Source organism: Leifsonia xyli subsp. cynodontis, from assembly GCF_050632205.1.
GTDB classification, from domain to species: Bacteria; Actinomycetota; Actinomycetes; order Actinomycetales; family Microbacteriaceae; genus Leifsonia; species Leifsonia xyli_D.
The window spans coordinates 1,410,684-1,424,164 of the sequence record NZ_CP192578.1 but is presented as its reverse complement, the minus strand read 5'-3'; the positions used below and the strand labels follow the sequence as shown (position 1 = coordinate 1,424,164).

Genomic DNA, 13,481 nt, shown 5'->3' with positions numbered 1-13,481 from the left:
GTCCCTGACGTCCTGGTGATCTCCCCGTACCGCGCCGTTCTGGGCGCGGCGTTCGACGAGCTGCACCCGCGGCTGCAGCGGTACTTCGACGCCATCCCGGACGGCGCGGTCGGGCGGGGCGCGGGCGTGTTCGACACCGTGGGCACGCCGCGACGGTGGCTGTGGCCCGTGCTCGCCGTGTTCGCCCGGTCGCACGTCATGTTCCCGGTGTGGCAGCGCGGGGTTCCGTTCACCGTCGAGAACCGGCCGGTCGCAGGCACCGACGGGGCGCCGGCGGTCGCCGCCACCCGGGTCTTCGAGCTCCGGGGGCGAACCGCGACGATGATCGACGAGATCGGAGTACGCGGCGGGGCGGTCGTCGACCGCCTCGGGCGCCCGGTCCGGACCGAGGCCCAGTTCGCGGCGACCGTGCGGGACGGCGGCCTCCGCCTCCGGTCGACGGTTGTCTGGCTGGTCGTGTCCGGGCGGCGCCTGCGCCTCCCCGCTCCGTTCGCCCCGGTGGTCGTGCTCACCGAGCGGTGGAGCGACGAGGAGCAGCAGCAGCTGGTCTCGATCACGGTGACCGCGCCGCTGATCGGGCGCATCTATCAATACACGGGGCGGTTCCGGTACGGGATCGCGGAAGAGGGGGAACGATCGGCGTGAGCGAGCGCATCGTCATCGCAGGAGCATCCGGGTTCGTCGGGCGCTACCTCGCGCAGCACTACCGTGCGGCGGGTGCCGAGGTCGCCCTGGTCGGCCGCAACGGCCCGGACGTCCGCTGGGACGACGCCGCGGGACTGCGGCGGGCGGTCTCCGGGGCAGCGGCGGTCATCAACCTGGCGGGCAAGAGCGTCAACTGCCGCTACGGCGACGCCGCCCGGGCGGAGATCTTCCGGTCCCGGCTCGAGACGACGCGCGCCGTGCGCGAGGCGATCGCCGCGAGCGACGACCCGCCGCCCGTCTGGTTCAACGCATCCACTGCGACGATCTACCGCCATGCCGAGGACCGGCCGATGACCGAGTCCACCGGCGAGCTCGGCACCGGCTTCTCGGTCGAGGTGGCGAAGGCGTGGGAACGCGAGCTGTTCGCGGGCGAGCTCCCGGGAACCCGCCGGGTGGCCTTGCGCATGGCGATCGTGCTCGGCGACGGCAGCGCGCTGACGCCTCTGGTCAACCTGGTCCGGTTCGGCCTCGGGGGACCGCAGATCGACGGTCCGTGGTTCGCGACCACCCCGCGCCGCAATGCCGGCACCTTCCACGAGTTCCGGGCCCGCGGCGGGAGGCAGCGGTTCAGCTGGGTCCACATCGCCGACGTCCTCGGGGCGATCGAGTTCCTCCGGGCGCGTCCCGAACTCGACGGGCCGGTGAATGTGTCGTCGCCGAATCCCACCGACAATGTGACGCTGATGGCGACCCTGCGCCGGCTGCTGGGCGCCAGGATCGGCCTGCCCGCGTACCGCTGGATGCTCGAACTCGGCTCGGCGGCGATCCGCACCGAGACCGAGCTGGTGCTCAAGAGCCGGTGGGTGGTGCCCGAACGGCTGCTCGATGCGGACTACGAATTCGCCTACCCGGAGCTCGAACCGGCGCTCCGTGACATCCTCGCCGGCCGCGGCTTGCTGCACCCGTCCGCCGCCCGGTAGACTAGAACGTCACTTGTGTGACATCCCAATCCGCCTGCCGTTCGCGGAAAACATCCTAAACGATCGCGACCGGCCTGATTCCTGTCCATTACGGAGCACCCACTACATGACAACCGCAACGACCGACAAGGCACCCAAGCAGGTCGCCGTCAACGACATCGGATCTGCTGAGGACTTTCTTGCCGCGGTCGAAAAGACGCTGAAGTTCTTCAACGACGGAGACCTGATCGAAGGCACCGTCGTCAAGATCGACCGCGACGAGGTCCTCCTCGACGTCGGCTACAAGACCGAGGGCGTCATCCCCTCGCGCGAGCTCTCCATCAAGCACGACGTCGACCCCACCGAGGTCGTCGAGGTCGGCGACACCGTCGAGGCCCTCGTTCTCCAGAAGGAGGACAAGGAAGGCCGCCTCATCCTGTCCAAGAAGCGTGCTCAGTACGAGCGCGCCTGGGGCGATGTGGAGAAGATCAAGGAGGCCGACGGCGTCGTCACCGGTACGGTGATCGAGGTCGTCAAGGGCGGCCTGATCGTCGACATCGGCCTGCGCGGCTTCCTGCCGGCTTCGCTCATCGAGCTGCGCCGCGTCCGCGACCTCACCCCGTACCTGGGTCAGGAGATCGAGGCCAAGATCCTCGAGCTCGACAAGAACCGCAACAACGTGGTGCTCTCGCGCCGCGCGCTGCTGGAGCAGACCCAGTCGGAGTCCCGCACCACGTTCCTCAACAACCTGCACAAGGGCCAGGTCCGCAAGGGCGTCGTCTCGTCGATCGTCAACTTCGGTGCGTTCGTCGACCTCGGCGGCGTCGACGGCCTCGTCCACGTGTCGGAGCTCTCCTGGAAGCACATCGAGCACGCCTCCGAGGTCGTCGAGGTGGGCCAGGAGGTCACCGTCGAGATCCTCGAGGTCGACCTCGACCGCGAGCGCGTCTCCCTGTCGCTCAAGGCGACGCAGGAGGACCCGTGGCAGGTCTTCGCCCGCACCCACGCGATCGGTCAGGTCGCGCCGGGCAAGGTCACCAAGCTGGTCCCGTTCGGTGCGTTCGTCCGCGTGGCAGACGGCATCGAGGGCCTCGTGCACATCTCCGAGCTGTCCGGCAAGCACGTCGAGCTGGCCGAGCAGGTCGTGTCCGTGGGCGACGAGGTGTTCGTCAAGGTCATCGACATCGACCTGGAGCGTCGCCGCATCTCGCTGTCGCTCAAGCAGGCGAACGAGGGCGTCGACCCCGAGGGCACCGAGTTCGACCCGGCGCTGTACGGCATGGTCACCGAGTACGACGACCAGGGCAACTACAAGTACCCGGAGGGCTTCGACCCCGAGACGAACGAGTGGAAGGAAGGCTTCGAGGCGCAGCGCGACGAGTGGGAGCAGCAGTACGCTGCGGCCCAGGCGCGCTGGGAGGCGCACAAGCGCCAGGTCGCCAAGGGCCTCGAGGAGGCTGCCGCCGACAGCGGTTCGTCCTCGTACTCCTCCGAGACGGGCTCGGGCGGAACGCTCGCCGACGACGAGTCGCTCGCGGCTCTGCGCGAGAAGCTCAGCTCCAACAACTGAGACACGTCTCATGACGAGCGGCCGGTCCTTCGGGACCGGCCGCTTCGTCGTTCCCGGGACGTCGGCAACCGAGACTGCGGCGGTTCGGAACGACTGCGGGTGCTCGCGCACGCGCGGACGTTACGGATAACCGCAATCGCTTGAGAGCGGGGCAATGCAGGTCCCGGCTAGGCTGGGCCGGTGCAGCTGATCGGACTCACCGGGGGGATCGCCTCCGGCAAATCGACCATCGCGTCCCGCCTCGCCTCACACGGCGCCGTCATCGTCGACGCCGACCGCATCGCCCGCGAGGTCGTCGAGCCCGGCACGCCCGCGCTGGCGGAGATCGCCCGGCGCTTCGGCCAGGGCGTCATCGCGGCGGATGGCAGCTTGGACCGTCCGGCCCTCGGCGCCATCGTGTTCGGCGACCAGGACGCGCTGCGCGACCTGAACGGGATCACCCACCCGGCGGTCCTCGCGGCGTCCACGGCCCGCTTCGAGGCGGCCGCCGCGGCGGACCCGGACGCGATCGTGGTCTACGACGTGCCCCTTCTGGTGGAGTCGGCGAACGAGTACCCGTTCGACCTCGTGGTCGTGGCGCACGCGGATGCGGCGACCCGCATCCACCGGCTGGTCACGCTGCGGGGAATGGACGCGGCGGAGGCTGAGCGGCGCATCCGCTCGCAGGCGTCGGACGAGGAGCGCCTGGCCGTCGCCGACGTGGTCATCGACACGGATGGCACGCTGCAGCGCACCCGCGAACAGGTCGACGCCCTCTGGGAACGGCTGCAGGGCAGGCACTGAGCGCGTTCGCCGCGGCGGCTGTTCCGCTGTGAGCGAGAGCCGGCCGCAGTGTCGGTGGTGCTTCCTAGACTGGAGGCATGCTTCCCACGCGCTCCGTCCGTCCCTTCGAGGTCGTCAGCGAATACCAGCCGAGCGGCGACCAGCCGACGGCGATCGCCGAGCTGGCCGGGCGCATCAACGCCGGTGAGACCGACGTGGTGCTGCTGGGCGCGACCGGTACCGGCAAGTCGGCAACCACCGCGTGGCTGATCGAGCAGGTGCAGCGCCCGACGCTGGTGCTGGCGCACAACAAGACGCTGGCGGCGCAGCTGGCGAACGAGTTCCGCGAGCTGCTGCCGAACAACGCGGTCGAGTACTTCGTCTCCTACTACGACTACTACCAGCCCGAGGCGTACGTGCCGCAGACCGACACCTTCATCGAGAAGGACTCCTCGATCAACGCCGAGGTGGAGCGCCTGCGGCACTCCACGACCAACTCGCTGCTGAGCCGGCGCGACGTCGTGGTCGTCTCGACCGTCTCCTGCATCTACGGTCTCGGTGCGGCGGAGGAGTACCTGGAGGCGATGGTCGCGCTGCAGGTGGGCCAGAACGTCGGGCGCGATGCGCTCATCCGGCGCTTCGTCAACATGCAGTACGAGCGCAACGACGTCGACTTCTCGCGCGGCAAGTTCCGCGTGCGCGGCGACACGATCGAGATCATCCCGGTCTACGAAGAGCACGCGATCCGTATCGAGCTGTTCGGCGACGAGATCGAGGCGCTGTACTCGCTGCACCCGTTGACCGGCGACGTGATCTCGAAGATGGATGCGGTGTCCGTCTTCCCGGCGACCCACTACGCCGCGAGCCCGGCGACGATGCAGCGCGCGATCGGCACGATCCAGGAGGAGCTGCACGAACGGCTGCAGGAGCTGGAGCGCGAGGGCAAGCTGCTCGAGGCGCAGCGCCTGCGCATGCGCACGCAGTTCGACCTCGAGATGATGGAGCAGATCGGATTCTGCTCGGGCATCGAGAACTACTCGCGGCACATCGACGGACGGCGGCCGGGCGAGGCCCCGCACTGCCTGCTCGACTACTTCCCCGACGACTTCCTCGTGGTGATCGACGAGTCGCACGTCACCGTGCCGCAGATCGGCGCCATGTACGAGGGCGACGCGTCGCGCAAGCGCACGCTGGTCGAGCACGGGTTCCGGCTCCCGAGCGCGCTCGACAACCGCCCGCTGAAGTGGAACGAGTTCAAAGACCGCGTGGGCCAGACCGTCTACCTGTCGGCCACGCCGGGCAAGTACGAGATGGGCATCGCCGACGGCGTGGTGGAGCAGATCATCCGCCCCACCGGTCTGGTCGACCCCGAGATCGTCGTGAAGCCGACGAAGGGCCAGATCGACGACCTGCTCGAAGAGATCCGACTGCGGGTGGAGCGCGACGAGCGCGTGCTGGTCACCACGCTGACGAAGAAGATGGCCGAAGAGCTCACCGACTTCCTGGCGGAGGCCGGTGTCAAGGTGCGTTACCTGCACTCCGACGTCGACACGCTGCGTCGCGTCGAGCTGCTGACCGAGCTCCGCGCCGGTGTCTACGACGTGCTCGTCGGCATCAACCTGTTGCGTGAGGGACTCGACCTCCCGGAGGTGTCGCTTGTCGCCATCCTCGATGCCGACAAGGAGGGCTTCCTGCGGTCGTCCACCTCGCTCGTGCAGACCATCGGCCGTGCGGCCCGAAACGTCTCGGGCCAGGTGCACATGTACGCCGACGTGCTCACCGACTCGATGAAGAACGCGATCGAAGAGACCGAACGCCGCCGCGAGAAGCAGATCGAGTACAACCGCGTGAACGGCATCGATCCGCAGCCGTTGCGCAAGCGCATCGCCGACATCACGGACATCCTCGCGCGGGAGGAGGCCGACACGGCGCGCATGCTCGCAGGCCGCGAGCAGAAGCGCAAGAGCCCGACGCCGAACCTCCGCAGCGGCGGCATCGCCGCGCAGGGTGCGGCCGAGCTCGAAGGGATCATCGCCGACCTCAACCAGCAGATGCTGGCGGCGGCGGGCGAACTCAAGTTCGAGCTGGCGGCGCGGTTGCGCGACGAGCTCTCGGACCTGAAGCGCGACCTCCGCCAGATGGAGAAGGCGGGCCACCTGGGCTGACCGGCCAGCGCAGGAGCGCGAGTGGTGAGTCGTGGTCGGAATTCGGCGCGAATTGCGACATGAAGTCACCACTCGCGCGGTTGCGGGCCGGGATACGGTGGCAGGGTGGCTGCGAGGACGACGGGACGGAGGCGCTGGACGCTCGCGGTCTGCGCCGCCCTCGTGGGAGTCGCGGTGCTCGCGCTGGCCTTCCAGGGAACGCCCGAGTTCACCGGTCCGCGGATGTTCCTGCCGCCGGCGCCCATCCGCAGCGGCCCCCCGCAGCAGGGGATGACCGATTCGCCTGGGCCGCAGCAGGCGTACCACGAGGTCCGCATCGACCTGTCCTGGCTGCTGGTCGCCCTCATCATCCTGGCGGTCATCGTCGCCCTGGCGATCCTGTGGCGACTCCGACGCCGGTCGGCACCCCAGGCTGAGCTGCCGTCGCTGGCCGACGTCGCGGATGCCGGTGTCTCCGACGCGCCGCCCGCCCCCGAGCACGAGCCCGAACCGGAGCACGTCCGACGCGGTCTGGACCGGGCCTCCGCCGAGCTCTCCGAGCGACGTGAACCGCGCGACGCGATCGAGCGCGCATGGGTCGGGCTCGAAGAGGGCGCGGCCGACTCGGGCGTCCGGCGCCTACCCGCCGAGACGCCCGCCGAGTTCGCCGCCCGGGTCGTCGCGCGCGTGGCCGCCGACCGCGACGCCGCGAGGCGCTTCCTCGCCCTGTACCTCCGCGCGCGGTTCAGCAGCACGCCCGTGACCGCCACCGACGTCGACGCCGCGCGGGAGGCCGTGGACGTACTGCGCGCATCCTGGACGGTCGGCGCCGCAACGGGTCCGCGCAGCTCCGGCGACCTCCTCGGGGGCGCCCGTGAGCCGCCGCCTGCCTCCGCGGCTGCTGCGACGGCTCATCCTCAGCGCGCTGCTCGGCGTCGCCGTCGGCGTCGCCGCCTGGTACCTCGGGATGGACGCCGAACACGCCATCGGGCTCGGCGCGGCCGCCCTCGCGTTCACGGCCTGCCTGTCCGCGCTCGGCGAGGCCGCGGACGTGAGCTGGCCGGTCGCGCCCCCGCCACCGCGGGCGGGATCCCGGCGGGACGTCGTGCAGCTCGGCTGGTCGCTCGGATCCCGGGGCGGACGCGCGTCGCCCGAGGGCGTCCGCCGCCTGCGCTCGGTGGCGGAGCGTGCCCTGGCCCTGCGCGGCCTCGACCTCGAGGACCGGGCGGCCGACGCTCAGCTCGAGGCGCTCCTGGGTGCGGACGCCCTGAGCCTGCTGCGCCGCGGTTCGGCCGTCGCTCCACCACGGACCGCCCTGGTCGCCGCCGTCCTCGAACGGCTCGAGGCGCTCGATCCCCCCACCGACCCCGAACCGACCCCGACCCCCGAGGAGCCGTCCCGTGCCCGCTGACCCGAGCATCCCGTCCGTTCCGCCGCTCGCCGTCGACGAGGTCGCGCGCCTCGGCTCCGCTGTGCTCGACCGCGTCGGGAGCGTCGTCGTCGGGATGCGCGAGCCGCTCCGCGTGGCCTTCGCGACCATCCTCGCGGGCGGCCATGTGCTGTTCGAGGACGTCCCGGGACTCGGCAAGACGCTCGCCGCGCGGAGCATCGCGGCCGCCGTCGGGCTCGACTTCCGCCGCCTGCAGTGCACGCCGGACCTGCTGCCCTCCGACATCACCGGGTCCTTCGTCTACGTGCCGAGCACCGCCGAGTTCGAGTTCCGGCCCGGGCCCGTCTTCACCGGCCTGTTCCTCGCCGATGAGATCAACCGCACCTCGCCCAAGACGCAGTCGGCGCTGCTGGAGGCGATGGCGGAGGGGCAGGTGTCGGTGGAGGGACGCAGCTTCCGGCTTCCGACGCCGTTCCACGTCGTCGCGACGGCGAACCCGATCGAGTCGGAGGGAACCTACGCGCTGCCGGAGGCCCAACTCGACCGGTTCATGGTCCGGCTGAGCGTCGGCTATCCGGACGAGGCGGGGGAGTCGCGGGTGCTGCTCGCCCGCGTCGCGCGGAGGCACGAGGTCGCGACGGTCGAACCGGTGATCGATGCCGCGACGCTCACCGCCATGCAGGCGGGCGTCGAGGCGGTGGATGTGGACCCCGACATCGTCGCCTACTGCGTCCGCCTCGCTGCGGCCACCCGGCGGGACCGCTCGGTCGAGGTCGGGGCGTCACCCCGCGGGTCGCAGGGGCTGCTGCTCGTTGCTCGCGCCCTGGCCGTGCTCGACGGCCGCGACTTCGTCATCCCCGATGACGTGAAGTCGGTCGCGATCCCGGTCCTGGCGCACCGACTCACCCTCACGGTGCAGGCGTGGACGAGCGGGGTCCGCGCCGAGCAGGTCGTGGCGGAGGCCGTCAACACGGTCGCCGGGCCGCCCGCGGTCGGAACGGCGCACCGCGCGGAGGCCCAGGGGCGATGACCGACCCCGGCGAGAGCGGAGTACCCGCCGCAGACTCGCGGGCACGGGCGCTGACCGCGACGGGATGGATCGCGAGCCCGTCGCTGGCGGGTGCGGTCGTCGTCGGGATCGTCGCGATCGTCGCCGCCTTCGTGATGTCGCGTGTCGAGCCGGCGCTGGTCGGCGCGCCGCTCCTCCTCGCCGCCGCCCTGGGCTGGGACCGGCGCCCGACCCGCCGGAGCACGGGAACCACCGCCGCCGACGACACCGTCCTCGACACCTCCGTGATCTCGCCCGCCGCCATCCGCCCGGCCGCGGTCGGTACGCCCGCCCTCACCGTCCGCCTCCGCACCACCGCGACCCAGCGCCCCGACGCCATCCACCTCCGCCTCGCGCTCGGCGAATCCGCCCCGGTGGATGCGGTGCTCACCCCGCGTGCCGCCGCCGACGCGACCGGCGACGTCCCCGTCGTGCACTCCGGCCGCCAGCGCATCGCCGCCGTGACCGCCCGCGCGATCGGACCCGACGCCGCCTGGGTGACCGCGCCGTCCGGCGGCGCGCAGCTCGAGCGCGTGGTCCGCCCGATCCGCGCCCGGGTGCGCGCCCTTCCGCTGCCCGCCCGGCTGCTCGGTCTCACCGGCCAGCATGTGTCCACGCGCCCCGGCGACGGCGGGGAGTTCCGCGACATCGATCTGTTCCATCCCGGCGACCGGCTCCGGCGGATCGACTGGCGCGCGACCGCACGCGCCGGCCGTTCCGGCGAGCTCTACGTCCGGCGCACGACCGCCACCTCCGACGCCGCGGTGCACCTCGTGCTGGACGCCCGCGACGACCTGACCGGCGTGGTCGCCGACTGGTCGCGCGCCTACCCGCGGCCGGCCGTCTCGTCGCTGGACGTGGCGCGGGAGGCCGCCGCCTCTCTGGCCGCCGCCTACGCCGCCGCCGGCGACCGCGTGGGCTTCGACGACCTGGGGGAGTCCCACCGGGTACTCCCGCCGCGTGCCGGCGCGCGGCACCGGGAACGTGTCCTGCGTGAGATCGAGCTGACGGCCGCCACGGGTTCCGGCTATCAGCGCGTCCGGTCGCCGCGGCTCTCCCCGGGCGCGCTGGTGTACGTGCTCGCCACCTTTCTCGACGACCAGCCGTCCACGCTCGCCCTCACCTGGCGCGCGGCAGGGCACCGGGTGATCGCGGTGGATGTGCTGCCCGCGCGGGATACGCGCGACCTGACCGCGCGCGACCGGCTGGCGCTGCGCACGATCGAGCTCGAACGCCGGCTGCGCCTGCGCCGACTGCAGTCCGGGGAGTGGAGTTGCTGACCTGGCAGGATCCGAGCGTTCGTGATGCCGGGCTGCGAGCCCTGTCGCGGGGGCACGCCGATGACGCCCGACGCGCTCGCACGCACGGTCCCCGGCTGGTCGCTGCGTGCCGCCTTCGCCGCCGTCGCCCTCCCGCTCGTGCTCGTCGGTGTGCCGGAGGGCCCATGGACCGCGATCGCCGCCCTGCTGGTGGGCGTCGCCGTGTGGCGCCCCCGCTGGCTGACCGCCTGGGTGCTGATCGGCGTGCTCGTGCTGTCGTCGCTGGTCGAGCCGGGCATCCTGACCCTGCGCCTGCTCGCCCTCATCGCGGGCGTGCACGCCCTCCACCTCATCGCCGCGTGGATGCTGGCCGTGCCGCCCACGGCCCGCCTCCACCCCACGGTGCTGTTGCCGTCGCTGCGCCGCTTCGTTCTGATCCAGGTGCCCGTGCAGGCGGCAGCGGTGCTCATCCTGCTGCCGCCGTCCCGCGCATCCTTGCCGCTGCTGGCCATCGTCTCCGGTGCGGCGGTCCTGGCGCTCGTGGGGATGCTCATCCCGTCCCTGCTCCGCCGCCCACGCCGCTGATCCGGTCCGTCCACGAAGGGGTGCGCGGCACGAATGTCGGTGGTGCCACCTAGACTCGCGCCTGCGGGGATGCCCGCGCCCGGCACGATAGAATCGAACACACGTTCGAGGTCTCGAGCGAGGTGCGCGGTGGGCGAACAGCCCCGGATTTCCCAGCATGGATGGCGGAGAATAGAGCGAGTGAGCAGCGGGCGAGTGAACAACGAACGGGTGAGCGGCGAGACCGGCACGATCGGCGGCAGCATCGGCCGGGTGACCGGGTCGCACCTCAGTGTGCGCGGTGCCCGCGTGCACAACCTCCACAACGTCGACCTCGAGATCCCGCGCGACTCGATGGTCGTCTTCACGGGCCTCTCCGGCTCGGGCAAGTCGTCGCTCGCGTTCGACACCATCTTCGCCGAAGGGCAGCGCCGCTACGTCGAGTCGCTGTCGGCGTACGCGCGGCAGTTCCTCGGCCAGGTCGACCGGCCGGATGTCGACTTCATCGAGGGCCTGAGCCCCGCGGTCTCGATCGACCAGAAGTCCACCAACCGCAACCCGCGCTCGACCGTCGGCACGATCACCGAGATCTACGACTACATGCGTCTGCTGTGGGCGCGCATCGGCGTGCCGCACTGTCCGATCTGCGGTGAGCGCATCCAGCGTCAGACGGTGCAGCAGATCGCGGACCAGCTCATGGAGCTGGAAGCGGGCACCCGCTACATGGTGGTCAGCCCGGTCGTCTCGCAGAAGAAGGGCGAGTTCGTCGACCTCTTCAAGGAGCTGGCGGCGAGCGGTTACTCGCGCGCGCTGGTCGACGGCGAGCAGGTGCAGCTCTCCGACCCGCCCGCGCTGAAGAAGCAGGTGAAGCACGACATCTCGGTCGTCATCGACCGTCTCGTGGCCGGCCCCGACATCCTGGGCCGCCTCACCGACTCGCTCGAGACGGCGCTGCGCCTGACCGACGGTCTGGTGCAGGTCAACTACGTCGACCGCGAGGGTGCGGCCGCCTGGCAGAACTTCAGCGAGAAGCTCTCCTGCCCGAACGGCCACCCGATCCAGCTGACCGAGATCGAGCCGCGCACCTTCTCGTTCAACGCGCCGTTCGGCGCCTGCCCGGAGTGCTCGGGCCTCGGCACCCGTATGTCGGTGGATGAGGAGCTGCTGCTCGGCGACGACGAGCTGAGCATCGCCGAGGGCGTCATCGTGCCGTGGACCACCCAGGGCAAGGGACTCTTCAACTACTACGAGAAGCTGCTCGACGGCCTCGCGCGCGATCTGAAGTTCTCGCTGAAGACGCCGTGGAGCAAGCTCCCGCAGGAAGTGAAGGACGCCGTGCTCCACGGCGACAACTTCGAGGTCAAGGTGCGGTGGAAGAACCGCTACGGACGCGAGATGTCGTACACGTCGGGCTTCGAGGGCGTCGTGCCGTACATCGAGCGCCAGTACCTGCAGGCCGAGACCGACACGCAGCGTGCGCGGTGGGCCGAGTATCTGCGCGAGGTTCCGTGCCCCGTCTGCGGCGGCAAGCGTCTGAAGCCCGAGGTGCTCGCGGTGCTCGTGCACGGCAAGAGCATCGCCGACGCCTCGCTGCTCAGCCTGAGCGACGCCCGCGCCTTCATGGAGAAGCTGCACCTGACGGAGCGCGAGCAGAAGATCGGCGCGCAGGTGCTGCGCGAGATCAAGATCCGCCTCGACTTCCTGATCCAGGTCGGCCTGAGCTACCTCGATCTGGCGCGCGCCGCGGGCACGCTGTCCGGCGGCGAGGCGCAGCGCATCCGCCTGGCGACCCAGATCGGCTCGGGCCTGACCGGCGTGCTGTACGTGCTCGACGAGCCCAGCATCGGTCTGCACCAGCGCGACAACCGGCGGCTGATCGACACGCTCGTCGCGCTGCGCGACCTCGGCAACACCCTGATCGTGGTCGAGCACGACGAGGACACCATCCGCACGGCCGACTGGATCGTCGACATCGGCCCGGGCGCGGGCGTCAACGGCGGCCACGTCGTCCACTCCGGCTCCTACGACGACCTGCTCGAGAACACCGCGTCGCTGACCGGCGACTACCTGGCCGGCCGCCGCGAGATCGCCATCCCGGCGAAGCGCCGCAAGATCGACAAGAAGCGGATGATCCGGGTCGTGGACGCCGAGGCCAACAACCTCAAGAAGGTGACGGTCGACTTCCCGCTCGGCACGTTCGTCGCCGTCACCGGCGTCTCCGGTTCGGGCAAGTCGTCGCTCGTCAACGACATCCTGTACCGGGTCATGGCCAACAAGCTCAACGGCGCCCGCAAGGTGCCGGGCAAGCACCGCACTGTCACCGGTCTCGAGAACCTCGACAAGGTGGTGCACGTCGACCAGGCGCCCATCGGCCGCACGCCGCGCTCGAACCCGGCGACCTACACGGGCGTGTTCGACCGCATCCGCAACCTGTTCGCCGAGACCGTCGAGGCGAAGACCCGCGGCTACCTGCCGGGCCGGTTCAGCTTCAACGTCAAGGGCGGACGCTGCGAGGCGTGCTCGGGCGACGGCACGATCAAGATCGAGATGAACTTCCTGCCCGACGTCTACGTCGCGTGCGAGGTCTGCGGGGAGCCCGGTACAACCGCGACACCCTGTCCGTGCACTACAAGGGCAAGAACATCGCCGAGGTGCTCGACATGCCGATCAGCGAGGCGGCGGAGTTCTTCAAGCCCATCTCGGCCATCCACCGCTACCTGCAGACGCTGGTCGACGTCGGCCTCGGCTACGTCCGGCTCGGTCAGAGCGCCACGACGCTGTCCGGCGGCGAGGCGCAGCGCGTCAAGCTCGCGACCGAGCTGCAGCGCCGCTCCAACGGCCGCAGCGTGTACGTGCTCGACGAGCCGACCACGGGTCTGCACTTCGAGGACGTCCGCAAGCTCCTGCTGGTGCTGAACGGCCTGCTCGACAAGGGCAACACCGTGATCGTCATCGAGCACAACCTCGACGTCATCAAGTCGGCCGACTGGATCATCGACATGGGCCCGGAGGGCGGCGCGGGCGGCGGAGAGGTGATCGCGACCGGCACGCCCGAGAAGGTCGCCGAGACGCCGGGCAGCCACACCGGCTTCTTCCTCAAGGAGATCCTGCAGGGCGAGTCCGCCCGGGGCGCGGCGTAG

The 13,481-nt window shown here is 70.8% G+C and carries 9 protein-coding genes and 2 pseudogenes; all 11 read left to right on the top strand.

From position 1 onward, the window contains the following. Positions 1–15 precede the first annotated feature (15 nt). The 11 genes and pseudogenes from ACQ86M_RS07065 (at position 16) to uvrA (ending at position 13,481) form a co-directional block, all read left to right on the top strand. Positions 16–645, top strand: a complete 630-nt coding sequence (locus ACQ86M_RS07065) for a DUF4166 domain-containing protein (protein ID WP_431247554.1) — start codon at positions 16–18, stop codon at positions 643–645. Further along, on the top strand, positions 642–1,625 hold the full coding sequence (locus ACQ86M_RS07060; protein ID WP_431247553.1) for an epimerase: 984 nt from the start codon (positions 642–644) through the stop codon (positions 1,623–1,625). Before ACQ86M_RS07065 ends, ACQ86M_RS07060 begins: the two co-directional genes overlap by 4 nt. A 106-nt stretch (positions 1,626–1,731) precedes the next feature. Continuing rightward, a complete protein-coding gene (rpsA, locus tag ACQ86M_RS07055) occupies positions 1,732–3,174 on the top strand; it encodes a 30S ribosomal protein S1 (protein WP_121261131.1) in 1,443 nt (480 codons plus the stop codon). A gap of 180 nt (positions 3,175–3,354) precedes the next feature. Further along, positions 3,355–3,957 (top strand): dephospho-CoA kinase, encoded by a 603-nt coding sequence (gene coaE / locus ACQ86M_RS07050; protein WP_431247552.1) that lies wholly within the window; start codon positions 3,355–3,357, stop codon positions 3,955–3,957. Positions 3,958–4,034: 77 nt separating this feature from the next. Beyond that, the gene (gene uvrB, locus ACQ86M_RS07045; protein WP_431221351.1) at positions 4,035–6,101 is read left to right on the top strand and encodes an excinuclease ABC subunit UvrB; all 2,067 of its coding nucleotides are present in this window, start codon (positions 4,035–4,037) and stop codon (positions 6,099–6,101) included. 222 nt (positions 6,102–6,323) lie between these two features. Next, positions 6,324–6,869, top strand: a pseudogene (locus ACQ86M_RS07040) (DUF4129 domain-containing protein); the annotation flags it as partial. An 85-nt stretch (positions 6,870–6,954) separates the two neighbouring features. Next, on the top strand, positions 6,955–7,491 hold the full coding sequence (locus ACQ86M_RS07035) for a hypothetical protein (RefSeq protein ID WP_431247551.1): 537 nt from the start codon (positions 6,955–6,957) through the stop codon (positions 7,489–7,491). Next, positions 7,481–8,500 carry an AAA family ATPase gene (locus ACQ86M_RS07030; protein ID WP_431247550.1) on the top strand — a complete coding sequence of 340 codons (1,020 nt, stop codon included), beginning with the start codon at positions 7,481–7,483 and terminating at the stop codon, positions 8,498–8,500. Before ACQ86M_RS07035 ends, ACQ86M_RS07030 begins: the two co-directional genes overlap by 11 nt. Continuing rightward, positions 8,497–9,798, top strand: coding sequence for a DUF58 domain-containing protein (locus ACQ86M_RS07025; RefSeq protein ID WP_431247549.1), 1,302 nt, complete (start codon positions 8,497–8,499; stop codon positions 9,796–9,798). Before ACQ86M_RS07030 ends, ACQ86M_RS07025 begins: the two co-directional genes overlap by 4 nt. Positions 9,799–9,858: 60 nt before the next feature. Further along, the gene (locus ACQ86M_RS07020; RefSeq protein ID WP_431247548.1) at positions 9,859–10,362 is read left to right on the top strand and encodes a hypothetical protein; all 504 of its coding nucleotides are present in this window, start codon (positions 9,859–9,861) and stop codon (positions 10,360–10,362) included. A 210-nt stretch (positions 10,363–10,572) separates the two neighbouring features. Then, positions 10,573–13,481, top strand: a pseudogene (gene uvrA / locus ACQ86M_RS07015) (excinuclease ABC subunit UvrA).